14 protein-coding genes are annotated in these 22039 nt (G+C 40.1%); 13 read left to right on the top strand and 1 reads right to left on the bottom strand.

The annotated features are described in order from the left end of the window. Positions 1 to 13 precede the first annotated feature (13 nt). The 12 genes from bcsR (at position 14) to V7783_RS10440 (ending at position 20152) form a co-directional block, all read left to right on the top strand. Positions 14 to 229, top strand: coding sequence for a BcsR/BcsP family cellulose biosynthesis protein (gene bcsR / locus V7783_RS10385; RefSeq protein ID WP_301561929.1), 216 nt, complete (start codon positions 14 to 16; stop codon positions 227 to 229). A gap of 3 nt (positions 230 to 232) precedes the next feature. Further along, on the top strand, positions 233 to 955 hold the full coding sequence (gene bcsQ, locus V7783_RS10390; RefSeq protein ID WP_304185717.1) for a cellulose biosynthesis protein BcsQ: 723 nt from the start codon (positions 233 to 235) through the stop codon (positions 953 to 955). Next, positions 945 to 3608, top strand: a complete 2664-nt coding sequence (bcsA, locus tag V7783_RS10395) for a UDP-forming cellulose synthase catalytic subunit (protein WP_335678643.1) — start codon at positions 945 to 947, stop codon at positions 3606 to 3608. Before bcsQ ends, bcsA begins: the two co-directional genes overlap by 11 nt. Next, positions 3605 to 5854: a cellulose biosynthesis cyclic di-GMP-binding regulatory protein BcsB gene (gene bcsB, locus V7783_RS10400; RefSeq protein WP_335678644.1), complete on the top strand. Its 2250-nt coding sequence runs from the start codon at positions 3605 to 3607 to the stop codon at positions 5852 to 5854. The genes bcsA and bcsB overlap by 4 nt, the downstream gene beginning before the upstream one ends. Further along, on the top strand, positions 5854 to 6975 hold the full coding sequence (bcsZ, locus tag V7783_RS10405) for a cellulose synthase complex periplasmic endoglucanase BcsZ (protein ID WP_335678645.1): 1122 nt from the start codon (positions 5854 to 5856) through the stop codon (positions 6973 to 6975). Before bcsB ends, bcsZ begins: the two co-directional genes overlap by 1 nt. Then, the gene (locus V7783_RS10410; protein ID WP_335678646.1) at positions 6966 to 10778 is read left to right on the top strand and encodes a cellulose synthase subunit BcsC-related outer membrane protein; all 3813 of its coding nucleotides are present in this window, start codon (positions 6966 to 6968) and stop codon (positions 10776 to 10778) included. Before bcsZ ends, V7783_RS10410 begins: the two co-directional genes overlap by 10 nt. Positions 10779 to 11037: 259 nt before the next feature. Then, complete coding sequence (locus tag V7783_RS10415; RefSeq protein WP_335678647.1) at positions 11038 to 12537, top strand: peptide MFS transporter; 1500 nt, start codon at positions 11038 to 11040, stop codon at positions 12535 to 12537. A gap of 284 nt (positions 12538 to 12821) precedes the next feature. Further along, complete coding sequence (locus V7783_RS10420; protein WP_442961363.1) at positions 12822 to 15557, top strand: metallophosphoesterase; 2736 nt, start codon at positions 12822 to 12824, stop codon at positions 15555 to 15557. Positions 15558 to 15864: 307 nt separating this feature from the next. Then, complete coding sequence (gene hppD, locus V7783_RS10425; RefSeq protein WP_335678649.1) at positions 15865 to 16911, top strand: 4-hydroxyphenylpyruvate dioxygenase; 1047 nt, start codon at positions 15865 to 15867, stop codon at positions 16909 to 16911. A gap of 152 nt (positions 16912 to 17063) precedes the next feature. Further along, on the top strand, positions 17064 to 18377 hold the full coding sequence (gene fahA, locus V7783_RS10430; RefSeq protein ID WP_335678650.1) for a fumarylacetoacetase: 1314 nt from the start codon (positions 17064 to 17066) through the stop codon (positions 18375 to 18377). Positions 18378 to 18519: 142 nt separating this feature from the next. Then, the gene (locus V7783_RS10435; RefSeq protein ID WP_335678651.1) at positions 18520 to 19671 is read left to right on the top strand and encodes a M23 family metallopeptidase; all 1152 of its coding nucleotides are present in this window, start codon (positions 18520 to 18522) and stop codon (positions 19669 to 19671) included. Next, positions 19661 to 20152 (top strand): bactofilin family protein, encoded by a 492-nt coding sequence (locus tag V7783_RS10440; RefSeq protein WP_335678652.1) that lies wholly within the window; start codon positions 19661 to 19663, stop codon positions 20150 to 20152. Before V7783_RS10435 ends, V7783_RS10440 begins: the two co-directional genes overlap by 11 nt. Positions 20153 to 20161: 9 nt before the next feature. Here the strand turns inward: V7783_RS10440 and V7783_RS10445 are convergent, their stop codons facing one another. After that, complete coding sequence (locus V7783_RS10445; protein WP_335678653.1) at positions 20162 to 20647, bottom strand: hotdog fold domain-containing protein; 486 nt, start codon at positions 20645 to 20647, stop codon at positions 20162 to 20164. A 160-nt stretch (positions 20648 to 20807) separates the two neighbouring features. On the opposite strand from V7783_RS10445, the gene V7783_RS10450 reads away from it, so the two are divergent. After that, complete coding sequence (locus V7783_RS10450; RefSeq protein ID WP_335678654.1) at positions 20808 to 21983, top strand: multidrug effflux MFS transporter; 1176 nt, start codon at positions 20808 to 20810, stop codon at positions 21981 to 21983. Positions 21984 to 22039: the final 56 nt, after the last annotated feature.

The raw sequence follows: 22039 nt of genomic DNA on the forward strand, positions 1-22039 counted from the left end.
TAGGGTGCTTTAAATGAGCCACTTTGCAGTAAAAAAATCAAATATTCTAACGGATTATGATATTGATAACTTGTATCGGAAGTTTGGCAGCGCCAACCAAAATTACATTGAAATAGTCAATGTGGCGAAAAATAAATCGACAATTGAAAAATACCCATTGCTTAAAGATATATCTATATCTATTACAGAAACAGAGCAAGATCATAAAATTAACAAAAGCACAGACTAAATAATGAAAAGAATCTTCATAAAGGGAATTAAAGGAGGAACCGGCGCAACGTCAGTGGTGGCAAATTTAGCGTGCACATTGAAAAAGTCAAAAGAACAAGTCTATGTAATAGATTTAGATCCAAAATCTGATGTTGGTCTACACTTAGGGCTAGCATGGGCACATGAGCAGGGGTGGAGCAACTACCCAACTTTTAACGAAGCGAGTAGTCAATTCCATCAAGACAGTGATGGTGTCGTGTTTTTACCGTTTGGCTCAAATAGCCAAGCGCAGTTTTCGTCAGCTCATATCATCGAAGGCTGTAATCAAATCGACAATAGCGATAATGCATGGGTATTATTTGATTGCCCAGCCCACATTGACGTAACTCAGTACTCATTAAATAAAAATGATGTATTTTTAGAAGTCGTTAATTGTGACCCCATATGCCATAGTTTAATCTACAAAAGATTACAAACCCTCTCTCAAGCACAGGGACAGTGGCAGCATTATTTTTTAGCTAACCGTTATAACAGTGCATCTGAGCTAGAATTCGATTTACTACAACTTTGGCAATCAGACATTCCCCTTTTAGCTTCTTTATACATAAATAAAGATGAAGTTATTAAAGAAGCAACAGCCTTTAGAAATGTTGCGATTAACTGTGCGCCATATAGTGTAGCAAATGACGATTTTGAGACTTTAGCCGGATGGTTAGTTAGCAGAGTTAATCAAGATGAAAGCTAATTCACGTATGTCTTTTACTGAAAAAGCGTTTCGGCTTTTACTTAGCTTGTTTTTTAGCAAGCTACTCGTACGGTTTATTTTTTTAAAATTCCATAGTTATTTCAACCAGCACAAAATGAGTGTGATAGCCGCATTTTGTTTACCTTTTTTATTATTATTTTTATCGCTGTTCGTTAAATTAGATAACAATAAAAAACGCAAAATAAAATCAAGACTTAGCTATTTCTATCCGCATGTTACTTTACCTGTATGTACAATCAGTAATTGCGTTCGGATTATTTTACAAACAGTATACTTAGCTTTCTTTAAAACAAATAAAGCCAGCCTTGCTTACTTCAATACTGAAAGAACGAAAACGTGGCAAGATATTAAACGCTCAATTCGTATTCTCCGCCTTGTTGATATAAAACTCGTTAAAGCCTTTAAACATGTTTGGTTTATTAGCAAGAAAAGGTCACAACAAGCTAATTACAAACGCATCAGCGAAGCCAATATTTGGGAAAACCAAATATTAAAAGTTGCGTTTATTATGTTGTTATTTTTTGCAGTTGCGGTGTTTGTAACGGTGCCTTTTAGCGTCGAAGCACAAGCTGTATTTATTAGCTTAATTCTAATAGTTGCTTACACTTTGCGTCGTGTTGAAGGTCAGATTGCCACGATCACTATGATTACCTTATCGGTGACAACCTCGACTCGTTATTTATGGTGGCGTTATACCGAAACACTAAACTGGGCTGACCCTTTAGCGTTAGCTTTAGGTATTGGCCTGTTGCTCGCTGAAACTTACGCATGGCTGGTGCTTATATTAGGTTTTTTTCAAACTATCAACCCACTCAATCGTAAACCTGTACAATTGCCTGAAGAATCAACATCGTGGCCTACAGTTGATATTTATATTCCTACTTACAACGAACCTTTAAGCGTGGTAAAGCCAACAGCTATTGCTGCGCAAAGTATCGATTGGCCCGCTGACAAACTCAATATATATATTTTAGATGATGGCAAACGGCCAGAATTTGCCGAGTTTGCAAAACAAATCGGGGTTGGCTACATAGCACGTCCTGATAATAACCATGCTAAAGCAGGAAATATGAATCATGCCATGCGATATACTGATGGTGAGTATATTGCGATTTTTGACTGTGACCATATCCCTGCCCGCTCATTTTTACAAATGACCATGGGGCAATTTATCAAAGATGAAAAAGTATGTTTGGTGCAAACGCCTCACCATTTTTTTTCAGCCGATCCCTTTGAGCGAAACTTAAATAACCAAGGCAAAATACCAAATGAAAACATGCTGTTCTATGGCCTGATCCAAGACGGTAATGACATGTGGGATGCGACTTTCTTTTGTGGTTCTTGTGCTGTTTTAAAACGCGCAGCGCTTGATGAAATTGGTGGTTTTGCAGTAGAGACCGTTACCGAAGATGCTCATACAGCACTGCGTATGCAACGAGCTGGCTATAAGACAACTTATATAAATATTCCTCAAGCAGCAGGCCTTGCCACTGACAGTCTTTCTGCTCACGTAGGCCAACGGATCCGCTGGGCTAGGGGCATGGCACAAATATTCCGTCTTGATAACCCATTACTTGGTAAAGGATTAAATCTGGCACAGCGCATGTGTTACCTCAATGCTATGCTACACTTTTTATCAGGCATACCCCGCATCGTATTTTTAACTGCTCCACTAGCACTTATCTATTTTAATGCGGCGATTATTTATGCCCCTTTTCTCGCTATTTTCTTGTATATAGTGCCAACTTTACTGCAAGTAAAAATTACCAACTCACGTATTCAGGGCAAGTATCGTTATTCGTTTTGGGGCGAAGTCTATGAGTCAGTGCTTGCTTGGTATATTTTAAAACCGACGACTGTTGCCCTCATAAATCCTAATAAGGGCAAATTTAATGTAACCGAGAAAGGTGGGCTAAATAATATTGAACGGTATGACTGGATCATTTCTAAACCATATATCGTTTTATTGCTCATTAATGTTGTTGGCATGGGTTACGGTATTTTACGACTATTTTTTGGTGATACATCACAAATAGGTGTACTGCTGATCAGCATGCTCTGGGCAAGCTACAATATTATTATATTAGGTGCTGCGGTTGCGGTTGCCGCAGAAGCTAAACAAGTGAGAAGTTCACACCGTGTTAACGCAAATTTTCCCGCGGCAATTAGACTCGCCAATGGCCATACAATTAAAGTGAAAATAACCGATTACTCTGACAGCGGTGTGGGGATAGAAACACAACATATTGCAACCTGCCGAGTTAACGATAAGGTTGAGCTATTAATGAGTCGCGGTTTAAAACAATTTTCCTTTGCTACTTATATTTGTAATACACGTGATAAACAAATAGGTCTTACTTTAAGAGATCTTGATATTGAAAAACAAAAAGCGTTTATCCAATGTACATTTTCGCGAGCGGATGCATGGCTTGATTGGCAAGAAAACTTTAAGCATGATAAGCCTTCTTACAGCTTTTCCAATGTCTTACGAGTTAGTCTAAGAGGCTTTAAAAATTTAATTTTTCATGCTCCAAATGAATTAAAACCCTTGATCGAACTGTTATCGCGGTCAATTGCGTTTATTACGACACTTTTACCCACAAAACCTAAAAAAGTATTTGAAACATTATGATAAGATCGTTATTCACCGTGTTATTCGCTATAAGCACGCTCAGCATTAATTGCTTGGCTACAGCGGCAGAGCCACTTTCAGATAAGTCTATCTTTGATAATGGCTACCCAGAAGCACCTCCTCAAGAGCAGTTAACTTTGCGCTTTGAACGTTTAGGCATTAACAAGTTTCGGCTCGATGGTGTCAGCAATAATACGCGTGTTGATTTTACCAATCGCCTTGATAAACTCGGCACAAAGTTAATGCTCAATTTTTCCTTCACAAACTCGCCTGCGTTAATTGAACGTGTTTCTCATATTAAAGTGTTTTTTAACGAACATTTGGTAACCGTATTGCCTATAGACAATAAGCTTGCTGTTACTGGTTCAAAGTCACAGCACAATATTGAACTCAACGCTAAACTGATGAAAGACTTTAACCAAGTTCGTTTTGAACTGATTGGTTTTTATGATTTAGTCTGTCAGGATGATTTTAGTAAAACTATTTGGGCTGAAATAGATAAAGAGAGCGCGATAGAAATTGAACAGCAAAGCTTGGCTTTAGAAAGCCTATTAGAGTATTTCCCTGCTCCTTTTTACGATGAGCGGGATAATAACCAGTTAACTTTGCCATTCATTTTTGCTTCTCAACCAGATGAAACCACGCTTGAAGCAGCGTCCTCACTTGCTAGTTTCTTTGGTGGGCAAGCAAAATGGCGTAAAGCTGATTTCCCAGTAGCAATAAACAAAATACCGACCACTCATAGTGTGGTGTTTGCTACCAATAATGACAAACCAGACTTTTTGTTAAATTACCCTGATGTAGAAAAGCCGACTATAGAAATAATCAGTAGCCCAACACATCGCTATGCCAAAGTACTGCTTGTTTTAGGTAAAGATACAAAGCAGCTAAAAGATGCTGTGATTGGTTTATTATTTGGCCATAAAGTAATGACTGGTCGCACTGCAGTGATTGATGAAATTAGCAAGTTACCACTTCGTAAAGCCTATGATGCGCCTTTTTGGCTTCGCTCAGACCGTGCAGTAACATTTGATGAATTCATCGAGTACCCAACTCAATTACAGTCACAAGGGTTTCGAGGTCAACCTGTGAATCTTGATTTACGCTTTGCACCGGATTTATTTACGTGGCGTGAAAATGGTATCCCTATCACCCTTAATTACCGTAATACACCGGTAGAAAAAAACTTAATTTCTCGCTTGAACATGCTGATCAACGGTAAATTCATTGATGGCTTTGTACTTGATGATGACGGTGGAAAAACCATCACAACCAATACTTTCTTACCTTTACTGTCTGATATTAATCCAAATCAGACACGTCAGGACTTTGAGTTAACTGGTTTAGATTTGACCATGAAAAACCAACTTACTTATGATTTTAACTTTTCGGTGGCTAAATCTGGTGCATGTAACGCCATACCTGCCGGCGGTGAGTTTGGCGCTATCGATGGTAGTTCTTCAATTGATGTGAGTGCGTTTAATCATTATATGGCATTACCGAATCTACATGCTTTTGCAAACAGTGGCTTTCCATTTACTAAATTTGCCGATTTACATCAAACAGTGTTAATTATGGAACCAAACAGTTCAGTAGAGGGCATTCGTCTATTGCTTAACTTTACAGGCCATTTAGGGGCAATAACGGGTTACCCATCACATCGACTGGCTATTAAATTCCCGGCACAAGATATTAACTTTGACGACAAAGATATTATTATTATCGGTAAACCTGACTCTCTTCATCATGACATGAGCAAAGACAGTGCGCTCAGTGTTTTGATAAATGATAACAATAGAGTGGTTAACCAGGCTATTTATAATGGTGCATTTAATACAAGCGATCCTGAAAGAGTTCAAGTTAATATCCGAAGTATAGGCAAACTTGGCATCATCTCTGGCTTTCAATCTCCGTTTGATTCTGAGCGCTCGGTTGTGTCTTTAATCGCAACAAACAATGCAGCCTATCCACTGTTAAGTGATGCCCTACTGATAAATGAACAAACAGCAAAAATCACCGGCAGCTCGGCAATTATCAATAGCCAAGGTATAAAAACGATAAAAACTGACGAACAATATTTTGTTGGTCATGTTCCTATTCATACTTTAATTTGGTTCCACTTTTCAGACCGTCCAGTTTTGCTCGCCGTGCTGTCGATTATTACTCTGTTGCTGATATCATTTTTGTTATGGCGATTATTAATGTTACTGACGCAAAAACGATTATCTGAAGGAGAAAATAAATAATGAAAAACATTGTGTTATTCGTCAGTATGCTACTTATTTGGCCATTAAACTCTGTAGCCCAAAGCTGCGCTGATTGGTCTCAGTGGGATACCTTTAAAAAGCATTTTATTTCCGATCAAGGTCGGGTCATTGATCTTGGTAGTAAACAAAGTATTACGACCTCTGAAGGTCAATCCTATGCGCTATTTTTTGCTCTACTTGCAAACGATCAAGCAAGCTTTGAGCTACTTTTACAGTGGACGCAAACCCATCTCGCTGAAGGCGACTTAAGCACTCGCCTGCCAGCTTGGCAATGGGGGATTGATGGTAATGGAAAAGGTAAAATTCTCGACTCAAACCCTGCATCCGACTCAGACTTATGGATAGCTTATACACTTTCACAAGCAGCAATTCTTTGGCAAGAACGGCGTTACGCTGTGCTAAGTAGTGTTATGGCAGAGCGTATTATACGTGAAGAAACCGCTTATTTACCTAACTTAGGGTTAACATTACTTCCTGCACCCAATGGTTTTGAGCCGAGTGAACAAACCTGGAAATTAAATCCAAGTTATGCCCCATTGTTTATTTTGCAGCAGTTTGCACAGCGTTATCCACACTCTGCATGGCAAGCACTTCATGACAGTTCAGCCAAGTTAATACTTGAAACCAGCAAAAATGGCTTCAGCCCTGATTGGGTTATGTATAACCCCGAAAAAGGTTTTTACCACACAGATAAAGCCCCCGCTATTGGTAGCTATAATGCAATTCGCGTCTACCTGTGGGCAAGTATGATGGCTGATGAAGCAGCATACAAAAAAGAGCTAATAGCACAGTTCGATCCTATGCTGCAGTACCTAGTAAACAATAATAGAGCGCCACTTGAAAGCCGAGTCGATACAGGTAAAGCGTCAGGTTCTGGCCCTGCGGGCTTTATCGCTGCATTACTACCATTGCTTGCTGATAAAGGCCAAACCCAAACGTTAGCAGCTCTACAACAAAAATTGATGATAGACACTCGCTTTATTACAAATCGTTATTACGACAGCGTGCTATATTTGTTTGGAACGAGTACCACAAATAAACGTTTTACTATTGATAAGCAAGGTGCGCTACTTCCAAATTGGAGCAATGAATGCCGATAAAGTGGCTGCTTGCTGTACTGTTATTTAGCTCATTTGTATCGGTGTCTAAACAGCAAGACTTAGATACAGAATCAGTTCATTGGCTCATAAGCCAAGTTCAGCTTGGTGAGATCGAACAAGATCTACAGTTAATGACTGATAGCTTAGATAAGCTATTAAGTATTGCACCTAACAATATTGAGGTGCAATGTGCCCAAGCGCATGTGTATTTTGCACTCGCTCAAAACAGTAAAGCAACTAATCTACTTAGTAAATTAAAGGGTGAACACCATCCTTGTATTAAGCAAATAAGCTTATTAGCTCGGGTTAACGACCAAGACAGGGCATCAGTTCAAGAAGCCAAATTGTTAGCGCGAGCTGGACAGTACAGTGCTGCAATCGCACTTTATGATAATTTATTCAAATTGACCTACCCTAGTATCGAGTATGAGTTTGAGTATATAAACTGGTTAGCGCAAAGTGACGATAACTGGCAGCAAGCATTACGAGGCTATCGCTCATTACTTAAACGTTACCCTGAATCTAGTCGTATTGAACTTACTTACGCAAAACACTTACTAGAGCAAAATCCACAAAACAATGATGCATTGCGTATATTAAATCACTATGCACATAGTAAATTTCTTGCTGTTGAGGCTGAATCTGCATGGTTGTCCGCGCTTGAAGAAATGCCTATTAGTAAACAAACAGACAATGCTTACCAAAGCTATTTTTTAGCTTATCCAAAAAGTAATAAAGGCAAGCTGCAATATAATGACTTTGCAAAACAATTAGAAGAAGAGCTCATTAAACAAGCCGATCCTGCATATCAAGCGTGGCAAAAAGGGGTTATTGCGCTTGAAAATGAAAAATATAATCAAGCCAATCGATACTTTACAACAGCTCTGGCTGGTCGACCTAAAGATCCTGAAGTACTCAGTAGCATAGGACTATTAAAGCTACGCCAAGGAGATAATGCCGCAGCCTACCGTTATTTCAAAAAAGCCGAGCAGCTTAGTGACAATGTTAATCGGATTGCGGTCCTTAAAGGTTTAGCAACCACTGCCAAGTTTTGGCAATACATAAACTTGGCAGAATTAGCGATAGATGACAACAATCTAGGTCGCGCTAAATTGCAACTTGATTTAGCACACACGCTCGATGAAGACCCACTGACCGTGTTATTTTATCGTGCTCAACTGGCAGAAAAAGCAGGCCAAGCTCAGCAAGCTATGGTTTATTATCAGCAAATTTTGGCTCAAGAGCCGCTACAAGCTCGTACCTTAGGGGCAATGTTAACCCTAACAAGTAGCGATGATAACTTTTCCCGAAGTCATCAATTTTATAACCAGTTAACAGCAAAACAACAGGCTTTAATAACTGAACAGTATACTCGAATTCAAAGTCGCCAATTACGCGCGCGTGCCGATGAGCTCACCGCTGCAGGAAAATTAGATCAGGCCGTTAATTTGCTTCTCTTAGCGATAAAACAAACGCCTAGAGAAAATTGGCTTTATTATGATCTGGCTAACTTATATCAACAACAAGGCTTACTAAACCACGCTAAAGCTTTATATAATAAGACCTTATGGCAATTTCCCCTCGATGCTGAGTTGCGATACAGCCACGCACTGTTTTTACGATCTTTGAACGACTACCAAGGCGCTCTTGATACCCTTAGCTACGTGCCTAATAATGCCCGTACCGCAGACGTTGCTCAACTCGCCCAGCAACTTTCAATCAATGCCAAGATGAGCAAACTTGCTAATAACGGCGAAGATAATAAAAGTACGATTATTTATAATCTAACAGAGCTCGAAGCCCAACCTTTAACGCCTTTAATGCAGGCAGAACTGGCAACACAATGGCAGCAGATTAATGAATACAATTACGCACTAAGTCAATTACGCACAGCCTTAGAACGGGATGACAGCTTAAGTCCTTATTGGCATATGACATATGGTCAATGGCTTTTAAACAGTGATAAGGAACAACAAACACAGCAATGGTTTGCACGCTATCAACTACCGAAAGTGGCCACTGAAGAACAACAAATACGTTGGCTATCTCTGCAAACTGATTACATCAATAAGTTTAACCAGGGTGAGCAGCGCCTTGAAAAATTAGCGTTACTTGCTCAACAAAATCCTAACAACCCAGTAGTATATAATGCGCTTATCACTGCTAATATTGAGTTAAATAGACCCCAAGCTGCTATTGATCTATACCAGCTGCAAGTTCAACAAGGCCAAAAATTAGCACCCGATACCGAACTTGCCGTAGCAAGGGTTAGCCGCGAGCTAAATCACCATGCTCTGGCAGATCGCATTGTTACTACATTAATAAATGACGTAGATAAAGATCAAACATACCAGCAACAGTTATTAATGACCGCCCTTGTTGATTTTCAAGATGAAGATAATCTTATTCGCTTAACCAATGAGTTACTCGTTAAATCAGGCTATAGCCAAGAAATGTATTATCAAGCTGCGCAAGTTGCAGAAACTCATAATAAAAATGCTTACGCAGAAACTTGGTATAAAGAGGCAATTGAACCAAATAGCAGTATAAAAGCACAAAGCGATGCCACTCTTAACTACGAATTATATGCCTTAAATGACGAGGCACCTTGGTATGTAAATAATGCGAAAAGAGAGCTTGCTCGAATTCAACAGCGAGAGCAAGCCTATATAACGGCCGGTATTAACTTTAGCAGTCAAACTAGTACTCAAAACGATGCCAGCCTAGGTGCCGGCTCTATGCCTATTGAGGTCGGCTTGCCACTTTGGCATGGCACCGGGATTATTAAACTTGACCCAATGACTATCTCCAGTCAGGAGACCCGCTTTGATGAAACCTTTTCAGGCAGTCGCTACGGCCAAGGGGCTCTGTGTATTTTTGATTGTCCATTAAATAGTATAGAGCCACAACAAGAAGGCATTGATATTGGTTTTGCCTGGCTAAACGATACTTGGCGTTTTGATATTGGCACTACACCACTTGGCTTTTTGGTTGAAGATATTGTCTGGGGAGTTAATTACAATGGCGACTTAGGTGATTTTGGTTATGGTATAACACTTAATAAACGCCCAGTAACTAGCTCAGTTTTATCGTATGCCGGTCTTGAAGATGTGTTTACAAATGAAGTTTGGGGTGGCGTTAGAGCAACCAGCTTACGGTTTAATTTATCCCATGATCTTGGCCTTGATTGGGGTTTTTGGGGCTCTGCTGACTTGCAGTTATTACAAGGTCAAAACGTTAAAGACAATCAACGTTACAGTCTAATGGGCGGCGCCTATAATCGCTATATCCGCGAAAAAAACACCGAATTGACACTCGGCGCAAACCTTTTGCACTGGTCTTATCAATATAATCTAAGTGAAGAAACTTTTGGCCATGGCGGCTATTATAGTCCACAAAACTACCTTGGCGTATCTCTACCGATCATTTATGACCGCCGTGTTAATAACGATTTTATTTACCGCCTGCGGGGCGGTATCTCATGGTCAACGACCACAAATGACGACAGCGATTTTTTCCCAAATGATCCAAAGCTTCAAGCTCAGGCACAACAAAGAACCTCAATCACTGGTGTTAATCCAGTCTTTGAAGGCAGTACAACCTCTGGTATGTCATATAACTTGGCTGCTAGTTTTGAGTATCGTTATACGCCGCACTGGTTTTTTGGTGGCTTTTTTAGCTTAGATCGCGCTGATTTTTATGAACCTAACTATGCCCAGCTTTATTTTCGCTATTACTTTAAACCTGTTTATAGCGAAATGATTTTCCCTGGAACCCCCGTAGTACCTTACGCTGACTATTAGGGCCTGTTTTAAAACCACGACATAGCTAACTATCGCAAGCACTTCCCCTGAACATAAGGTGTATGTATACTTAGCCGCAATTGTAGCTAGGATAAGGGTGTGACTCTTACCCGCTAAGCAAACAACTTAGTTAGCAAACCATTACCTTAGCTGCATTAAAAACAATTCATGGCCACCCGTTCAATCAGTGCAATTAGCACGAACGACCAAAGCAAAAAATATAAGGCCGCTATAACAAACTTTGAGTTAGGAAGTAAATATGAGTTCAAATTCTGACAGTGGCTGGTTTGGTCACCCTAAAGGACTTTCAACCCTGTTTTTCACAGAAATGTGGGAACGAATGAGTTACTACGGTATGCGAGCGATGCTCGTATTATTTATGACAGCAAGTTTACAACAAGAAGGCTTAGGATTTACCGTTGCATCTGCAGCTGCAATTTATGGTTTATACACAGGTTCTGTATACTTTTTAGGTTTACCAGGTGGCTGGCTAGCAGATAGGTTATTTGGTGGTCAAAAAGCAGTATGGTATGGCGGTATCATCATTATGTGTGGCCATATTATTTTAGCCGTTCCACATGAATATTCTTTTTTCATTGGTTTAATCTTTGTCGCAACCGGTACTGGTTTACTTAAACCTAATATTAGTGCCATGGTTGGTCAGCTTTATACTGACGAAGATGAACGTCGTGACGGTGGTTACGCTATTTACTACATGGGTATTAACTTAGGCTCTTTAATTGGTTACTACGTTTGTGGTTACTTTATGGAAAACGTAGGTTGGCACTGGGCATTTGGTGCAGCTGCTGTAGGTATGGCAATTGGTTTAATACAATACAAACGTACACTTAATAACTTACCAGATCATAGCGCATTACCTGCAAACCCATTGAGCCCTAAAGGTGCTTCACGCGCATGGGGCGGTATTGCTGCGTTTGTAATCGTTGTTGCCGCCGTAACTGCTGCTGCGATGACAGGTGCTATAGTCATTAACCCAACTATTGTTGCAGGTTACACAGCAGTTATATTTACTGTTATCTTTTTCATTTATTTTGGTCTTGTTTACTTCAAAGGCAAACTAACTGATGCTGAAAAACAAAGAATGTGGGCACTATTTTTAGTATGTATTGCCTCCGCCTGTTTTTGGTCTGGCTTTGAACAAGCAGGTTCTTCATTAAACCTGTTTGCTCGCGACTACACTGATCGCCTTGTTGGCACATTTGAAATCCCAACCACTTGGTTTCAATCTTTAAACTCGCTGTTTATTATTGCCCTATCGCCGTTTTTTGCCGCTCTTTGGATTAATTTATCTAAGAAAATGGTATCGCCTACTTACAGCGTAAAATGTGCGTTAGGCTTAGTTATTATGGCTTCAGGCTTTTTAGTTATGTTTATGGCAGCGCATTACGCAGCTGAAGGCTTAAAAGTAGCTCCTTACTGGCTGGTTACTACGTATTTCTTACATACAGTAGGCGAACTTTGTTTAAGCCCTGTTGCCTTGAGTGCGGTAAGTAAATTATCTCCTCGTCGCTATACTGGTCAAATGATGGGGGTATTCGTACTAACATACTCAATTGGTAACGTAATTTCAGGGTTACTTGCTGGTAACTTTGATCCTAACAATGTTGCAGAAATCCCTAACCTTTACTTACAAATTGCCTTATTTAGTATCGGCGTAGGTATCATCTTAGTACTGATGAGCTTCAAAGCTAAAGTATGGGAAAAACAAGGTTTGACTGAGACTAGCGTCCACCAATAGCCTGTCTTTAAACTGAGCTTGATTACAGTATCAGCTCAGTTTTATCCCAATAAGGCAAGATAGCAATATCTTGCCTTTTTATTTGTGTAAAATTGACCCGAGGTAACAATACCTCACTTTACTTTATTTAATCACTCGCATTAATACTTGAAATAAAAGATCAAAAAACGACAGTATTTTAACATCTATCTGTTATTTCTATTTTTTTCTATATAAGCAATCTGTAAACCAATCCTAAATACTGGTATTCTAATCACATTATAATAAGTGGCAGTATGGCTATTATGGCTTTTTATTACGGTATCAGGTTTTCAATGCTCGTTGCTGTGTTTACTTTGTTATGTGCTTGTGGCGATAGCACTGAGAAAGATACTAACTTCGTTGTAGACGAATCAAAATTAATTATTAGCACCAAGGATGGTTTATCAAAAAGCTTTGATGATGCGCTTGTTCTACTAACAGCTCCAGTCAATGCGGTAACAACCGATACAAGCTTTATTTTTAGCAAAGCTGAGCTTGATGATGAGAATAAAGCTCTTAATATTGTCTCCGCGTTATATACCTTTAGCCCTCAAGATCTAACATTCGATACGCCTTTAAATCTCACAATAACATTAGCTAATTCAGCAGAAATTGGGCAACAGCTCTCGATCGTGAAATTAATTGATGGGCAATGGCAACCATTAGCAAGCTCAAACTCTTCTGCAAATACTGTTAGTGGACAAATAAACAGCTTTGGTACATTTGCTGTACATGCTCGTACAATACAGCAAATCAGCAAAACTATAGGCTCTGAGTGTAAAGCAAACCAAGCAACACAAAAAATGCGCTTTATCCATGTAGCAGATTTACATGCAAGGTTTGGTTTTAAAGAACGCTTATTCAGCCGGATCAAAGGCCACTATCAACAAGCTGTGACTGAGCAACCTTATACCTTGTTTACTAATGGTGGCGATGACTATGAAAAAGGCACCGTGGCAGAGCAAACCTCCAAAGGCGTCGCAACGGTTGAGGCGATAAAAGCCATGGCGTTCGATGTCCGTGTGGTGGGTAATCATGATTATGCATGGGGGCCAGCACAATTACTCGACTACGCCAATGATGATAATGCCATCGTGCTTGCCAGTAACACGCGTTATACCGGCGATAGCACACGAGATTTTGCTGCAGTTGATTTTTCAATTGTGCAAGTTGGTTGCCTCAAAGTCGGTTTTTTTGGTATGACCTCAGTGCCATGGAATGAACTTGATCGACCAGTAGAAACGGCACCCATTCCTGATTTTATCGCTAATTTTAAAATGAACTGGCAATGGCAAGATATTGCACAAACGATTGTTGGGCAACACCGCCAAGATGTCGACTACATGGTGATGTTGAGTCATTTAGGAGAAGGCGCCGATCTGCAAATTGCACAAAACGTTGCTGGTATTGATCTGGTGCTCGGTGGTCATACCCATGGTGGTGAAAGCTTTCAGCAGCTTGATAATGGCAGTGTAGTGATCCAACCCAACTTTTTTGCTCAAGGTTTAACTGACCTAGAATTAACGTTTGATTTAGCAACAAAAACAGTTGCTGACATCAATTACTCAACCCTAGCTACAGCACAAATAAATACTTTTGATGAAGCATTGCAAACACATATAGATTTTTTAATGGGCAAATACGCGCCTGATGCCAATACTGAAATCGCTATTTCAGAAAACTACCCAACGACCATCGATATAATGAACATTGTAGCGCTTGCCAGCAAACAACTGCATCAGCTTGATGCTGCCTTATTTGATGCAAGCCAAGTACAAACACGTTGGACCCCTGGTACACTCACCCAAGAAGATTTTCATAATGCCTTTAAAGTTGAAAGACAACCTTCAAATACTCCTGGCTTCAGTGCTATATATCAAGTCACGGTCAGTGGTAGAGATTTAAAAGCTATGGCCGCAAGCCAACCAGATTGGCTACTATTAGCGCCTGATAATATCAATGACAATCAAAGCTATAGCTTGGCACTGCAAAAAGGCCCCGCTTTCAATGCTGAATTATTTTTTAATGGAATTACTTTTGCTGAGCCACAACTGCTTGCGGAGACATGGCAACTGCTCGATCAATATGCTCGCCAGCGTACCAGCCAATGTTTGTATATTGACACCAATACGCAACTTAATGCATGCCAAAACCAAGCTAATGTCACCGTTTGGAATTTCAATGATCCAAGCGATCCATTAAAAGCTGATTATGGGCCATCAATGTTAAGCTATTTTGATCCTGAAAATAGTGGCTGGGGCGCGCAAGACACAATATATAAAACTACCACACAATTACAGATTGCAGATCTAAACGACGGTGCTTCAGGGGTGATGGCCTTTACCGACCACTCTCCAACAGAAGGATTAAAGATCACACTTAACACGCCGCCCAACGGAGATTTTGAAAATGAAGGGCTGGTATCTGATTACACCTTAGTTATGGATATTTACTGGCCGCTGGCAGCCAAAGATATTTACCGTGCTCTAATACAAACGGATGCTAAAAACTACTTAACAGATGATGCAGATATTTTTATTAACCCTGAAGGTGGTTTAGGGAAATCAACCAGCGAAAGTGGTTATTTTGGCAACACCCAATCTAATACTTGGCATCGCATCGCCTTTGTATTCTATACCGCTCCTAACAATGGCGTGTTTGAAGTGTATATAGATGGCGAATTAGCAGGAGTAAAAAAAGAAGGCGAAATCAATCGTCGCTGGGCATTAGATAAAGCCGTACTGCTGTTAACTGATAATAACTATGAGACTGAGCCTGGTTATTTAAACGCACTACTTTATGCAGGGCGGGCACTGACTCGCGATGAAATAAAAACTATGGCTGGCGCACAACAAACTCTCAGCTTTGCGCCAAGCACACGAACGCTAAACCAAGCTGTAGAACGCCATTATCAAAGTGCACCAGCTATAAAAGCGAACCTATGGTTAGAGCAACGCAGCAAGTTTTTTAACAAACGCGGCTCTACCGTAAACAATTAATTACAATGCATCTATTAAATTGAGGGAGTAAACTCCCTTAATTTCGTTAATTTACATCCCCAATTAAAACAAATTAATCATTAATATCAATCAACTAAGCAATACATTATTGCATTAACATTGGATTGTTAAACACACAGTGCTAAACCGCCCTCTGCTCTACGCGCACTTTCAAATGATCGTCCCATTTAATTTACAAATAGCCTGCTAGCTAAATAGATGCGAGCTCTTCCCCTTTGTCTAGTTATAGTTAATTATCTGCGCATCAGACACAACAAGACGCAGTGTTTATTGCGGGAGAATTATTATGAGTGAAGTAACTAACCCTTTAGGTTTGGTAGGGATCGAGTTTACTGAATACGCTACACCTGATGCAGATTATATGGATAAAGTATTTACCGATTTTGGTTTCTCAAAACTAAAAACATTTAAAGGTAAAGACATTGTTTACTACAACCAAAACGATATTCACTTTTTACTAAATAATGAGCGTGATGGTTTTTCAGCTGAATTTGCTAAAAGCCATGGCCCTGCAATTTGCTCTATGGGCTGGCGTGTTGAAAATGCACAACTAGCATTTGATACAGCGGTAGCGCGTGGTGCAAAAGCTGCGACAGATTCAACCCACAAAGACTTACCTTACCCTGCAATTTACGGTATTGGCGACAGCTTAATTTACTTCATCGAGCAGTCAGCTGACAAAGGTTCAATCTACGACACTGATTTTGAAGACTTAAGTGAGCAAAACATTGTTGAAGATAAAGGCTTTATTCGCATCGACCATTTAACTAATAATGTTTATAAAGGCACCATGGAAACATGGGCAAACTTTTATAAAGACGTATTTGGTTTTACTGAAGTTCGTTATTTTGATATCAAAGGCCAAAAAACAGCCTTGATCTCATACGCACTTAAATCACCGTGCGGCACCTTCTCGATTCCAATCAATGAAGGTAAAGGCAACGATAACAACCAAATCGATGAATACCTTGGTGAATACAACGGTCCAGGTGTACAGCACTTAGCATTCTTAACAGATGACCTAGTAAGCTCACTTGATAAGCTGGATAAATCAACCATTGCCACACTTGATATTATCCCTGAGTACTACGACACAATTTTCGACCGTGTACCTTGGGTTGCAGAAGATAAAGAAAAGATCCGTGAACATCAGATCTTAGTAGATAGCCAAAGTGAAAATTGCTACTTATTACAAATTTTCTCGAAAAACTTATTTGGCCCAATCTTTATCGAGATGATCCAACGCGTTGATGACGGTGGTTTTGGTGAAGGTAACTTCCAAGCACTGTTTGAATCAATCGAGCGTGACCAAGAGCGCCGCGGCGTTTTATAACACCCGCGTATAGATTTAAAAAGCAGCGTACTTCGCTGCTTTTTGTCGTTTCACCTATTTTATAAATGACAATCTGATTTTCACTGTTTAAATCGCGCCATTCATCACCATATCCACTGTAAAGCGCGACTGACTAAACCAAAGGAAATGTAATGAGTTTAATTAACGAAACCCATGATATAAATTTAACCAGCTGGGTAGCCTCAGCAAACGTTGCAAACTGTGACTTCCCAATTCAAAATCTACCATTTGCAGAAGTACGTCGTAAAAATTCTGACGAAGCTTTTCGTGGTGCCGTTGCTATTGGCGACCAAGTTATCGACCTTGCCAAAGTAAACGAACTAGCAATTTTCTCAGGCGATGCACAAGCAGCCGTAGCTGCAGCAAGCCAAGCGACATTAAATGAATTTATGGGTCTTGGTCAGCAATATTGGTCAGCACTACGTTTAGCATTATCTAAAGCGTTACGCGAAGGCGCCGCTGAACAAGCTAAGTTAAGCGACGCATTAATTGCCCAGGCAGACATTGAGTTTGCATTGCCGTGTCGCATTGGCGATTACACTGATTTTTACACCTCTATTTACCATGCAACAGCAGTCGGTAGCTTATTCCGCCCTGACAACCCGTTACTACCTAACTACAAATGGGTACCTATTGGTTACCATGGTCGTTCTTCATCTATTGATGTATCAGGACAAACATTCCACCGCCCGAACGGTCAAACTAAAGCGCCAGATGCAGAAGTACCATCGCTTGGCCCATGTAAACGCTTAGATTATGAATTAGAGCTAGGCATTTACTTAGGTAAAGGTAACGAGTTGGGTGATGCTATTGCTATCGAAAACGCTGAAAACCATGTATTTGGTTTTTGTGTATTCAATGACTGGTCAGCACGTGATTTACAAGCATGGGAATACCAACCATTAGGTCCATTCCTTGCAAAAAACTTTGCTTCAACGGTATCACCTTGGATTGTCACCACCGAAGCGTTAGCACCTTACAAAACATCGTGGACACGTGATGAAAATGACCCTCAGCCATTAGATTATCTAGAATCAAGCCAAAACCGTGAGCTGGGCGCCTTTGATATAAAAATGGACGTGCAAATTGAAACCGCAAAAATGCGTGAGCAAGGTGCAGCTCCTTCATTAGTATCAAAATCAAGTTTTAAACACTCATACTGGACAGTTGCGCAAATGGTTACTCACCATACTGTAAATGGCTGTAACTTTATGCCAGGTGATATGCTAGGTTCAGGTACGCAATCAGGTCCTACTCACGAAGAAGCGGGGTCATTACTCGAACTTTCTCGTGGTGGTAAAGAGAAAATCACTCTTAATAATGGTGAGCAACGTAGCTTTTTAGAAGATGGTGACAACGTTATTATGCGTGGTTGGTGTGAAAAAGCAGGCTTTGCTCGTATCGGTTTCGGCAGCGTTGAAGGAACTGTTCTTCCTGCTAAGTAACTAAATTGTAAACATTTATTAAATGTATTTTTTATAAGGAGGCGACCAACGCCTCCTTTTTTGAGATTAATTACAATTTTTTACTGGCTTTTTCAGCTCAGATTGCTATCTTGATTCGGTTAATAGCAAGTATTTATAAGCCATGTCAGCATTTATTAAGTCTTTTTATCACAAATTATTCCCAGCTAGACAGCTGTTGATCCGCCAAAATGGTGAGGTTAAACATGTGATATTAGCACCTTGGTTACAAGTTTCAGCTGTAGCGGTTGTTTTAATTGCTTTAGGCTGGTTAACGGTATCTACCTTACAAATTTATTCGCAAACCAACAAAATCTCCGATATTGAGCAAAGCCAACTATCAAAACAACAACAGTGGCAACTGCAAAAGAAACAGCAACAACAGCAATATGATAAACAACTAGCACAGCTTGCTGAACTGGAACAAAAACAAGCTTTATTACAAAGCATGATCGATTCTTTACCTGAGTCGATGAGCAACCCAATTGAAGATGCCGCAACAATTGAAAATATCGATGCCAAAGAACAGCAAGGTGATTTTCATGAGCCGCTCGTTGATGAAAAAAATCCAGATAGCGCTCAAGCCAATTTACTATCAGTTGAACAACGCTTTGCTCAACTCGACGCTCACTACTTGCAAAGTTTTTTACAAATTGAACAACAAATTGAGCGACGCCACCAAGCTATTTTAACCATGCTCAAAGGGGCTGGGCTCGATAACGCCTTAGCACTGCAGCTTAATGGTCAAATATCAGAAACCGCGCAAGGTGGTCCGCTGGATTTATTTGACGAGTCAAAAATACCTACTGAGTTTTTACTGATCGCCGACAAACTTCTAGCATTAAATAATCTTGAAAATTTACTTAGCGAACTACCACAAACTCTACCAGCGGCTAATTATTATATTTCGAGTAGTTTTGGCTTGCGTAAAGACCCTGTAAATAATCGTCATGCTTATCACAAAGGTGTCGATTTAGCCGGTTGGCATAAAACCGAAATCTTTGCTCCTGCTGACGGCACTGTACTGCGTGCAGGACGTAATGGTGGCTATGGTAACTTTATTGAACTACAACATAAAAATGGCTTTGTAACGCGCTTTGGTCACTTAAATAAAATCAACGTAAAAAAAGGCCAAGCAGTAGCTAAAAATGATGTTATTGGCTTAATGGGTAGCACTGGCAGAAGTACCGGTACTCACCTACACTATGAAGTATTACTTAACGACAAACATGTCAATCCTGTCAAAATAACAAAGGCGCTTTCTCGTGTTCGGTAAAAAAAAATCAACAGTAAGTAACTCTTCTGATTCACAATTAAAAAGAACCAACCACACGCCGTCGATCATTTCTGAAGATGTTCGCTTAACAGGCAGCTTGGTCAGCCAAGGCGAAGTACAACTTGATGGACGTATTGATGGTGATGTGCGCGTCAATCACTTAGTTATTGGTAACACGGGCTGTGTAGAGGGCTCTGTGGTTGCTGAAAGCGTGATTGTAAAAGGAAAAATCATTGGCTCACTCAATGCCAGTAAAGTGGTTATTGAACGCTCAGCGCAAGTACATGGTGATGTTTACCAAGATACACTCAGTATTGATGCAGGTGCGATTATTGAAGGTAACTTAAAACAACGTCATGAAGCAGAAACCGTTGAGTTAGTTACGCACAATACAGACGCAAAAGCCGAGCTTACCTCAGTATTGAGTGAAGGCGATAACGACTTGTCATTCTTTAATAAACAAGCCGCAGAAAAAGAGTAAGTTACTTTTTTATTTTTTCTGTTCTTTTTTCTTAGTAATGTACATCGTAATATCAGCAGTGAATACCAATTCACTGCGGGTATTATAAAGCTTAACCGGCACCAACAAATCTTCTTTATCCTGCCATTGTCTTGGCATAGCAATCTCAGCTACCGCGGTGACATCCGTATCCACTTTTGCTAAATACTGCACTGTCATACCTTTGGGTATCCAACGATGAGTTTTATAAGGCACCGTTGCATCAACCATCACGCCAGCACACAACTCAGCTAAATTACATTGCGCAATGGCATGAATAGTACCAATATGATTATGCACACTGCGGCGGTTTTTCACTACAGCGCTACAATGCCCTTCTTTTACATCTAAAATAGTAGGCTTGATTGAGCCAAAATAAGGCGCTTTAAAACACACGACTTTGCTAAATAACCGGTTGCCTAGTGGTAAATTTTTTAATTTTAACCATGTTTTTAAAACCACTGATTTATCGCTCATAACGTTTCTTAATTAAAAGGCATAGAGATTAAAATTAACACATCAGACCAGATAGCAAAAGCGTCTTTATTTATCTTACTAAGAATATTCCCTCAGGTCGGCCATATGGCCTTTCTTTTTTATTTCTGCAGCCTTAAAATACGCGCCAAAAGGAGCCTTCATGTCAACAACCGATCACCGCAGTCATCTTAGTGTTATTTCAATTCTTGCCCTGCTGGTTATATTCTGCCCATTAGCAATTGATATTTACCTACCAGCGTTTCCAACTATTGCCGAGCAATTTCAAGTTGGCGAAAAACAGGTGCAACAAACTGTTGCGATTTTTATGCTCACGGTTGGCTTAGGGCAATTAATTGCAGGCCCTTTAGCAGATAAATTTGGCCGTAAACCTGTCGCTCTAATTGGTATCATACTATATGCCATAGCTTCCCTTGGTGCTTTTTACGCTGCAAACTTTAACGCTATGTTATTAGCGCGCGCAGTACAAGGTCTCGGCGCCTGCGCAACATTTGTGGTTGCTTTTGCCATTGTACGAGACCGGTTTGGCAGTGAGCGTAGCGCACAAATGATCACTTACTTAAACGGTATTGTTTGCTTTATTCCTGCCTTAGCGCCCATTTTAGGTGCTTGGTTAACTGTACAGTTTGGTTGGCGAATGAATTTCCTATTTTTAGCTGGTTTTGCATTTTTGGCCTTATTGGTTACTTTATTGATGTTCAAAGAAACCCGCCCCAGCGACAGCGTATATCATGGCCACATCCTCGATTTAAGGCGCTTTATCCCCATCATTAGCACGCCACTATTTTTATTTAATAGCTTAATTTGCATGGTCGCAATGTCAGCAATATTAGTGTTTGTAACCCTAGCGCCGGGTTGGATTATCACTAAATTAGGTGGCTCTGTGGGGAGCTTCACGTTTTGGTTTACTGTAAATGCAGTGCTGAGCATTGTCGCAAGTTTTATCACACCGATTTATATTAAACACCAGCCAAAACGCGCACTTAAGTTAGGCCTACTAATGCTAGTGTTCTCAGGAGTACTGATGCTTAGTTTAAGCCACATTGAAACGCCACTGGCGTTGATGGCTCCGATGTTTATTGCCGCCTTTGGTTTTGCATTAACCTTAGGCTCTGCAGCAGGTAGAGCTTTGAGCTTATTTCCAAAACAAGCTGGTACAGCTTCAGCATTGATTGGTGTTATGCAAATGAGTGGAGCAAGCTTACTGGTTTTTATTACCCAATCTCTAAATTTAACCACACCTTTGTTGATCGGTGTTCATTTCCTATTGCTAGTCCCTTTTGCTTATTTTGCAGTTATAAATCATCGCATATCATAAAAAATAATTATGGTACTTTTTTACTGTTTTTTAAGTAGTGAGAATCATTATATTTT

It is taken from the genome of Pseudoalteromonas sp. (assembly GCF_036960685.1).
Taxonomy (GTDB): domain Bacteria; phylum Pseudomonadota; class Gammaproteobacteria; order Enterobacterales; family Alteromonadaceae; genus Pseudoalteromonas.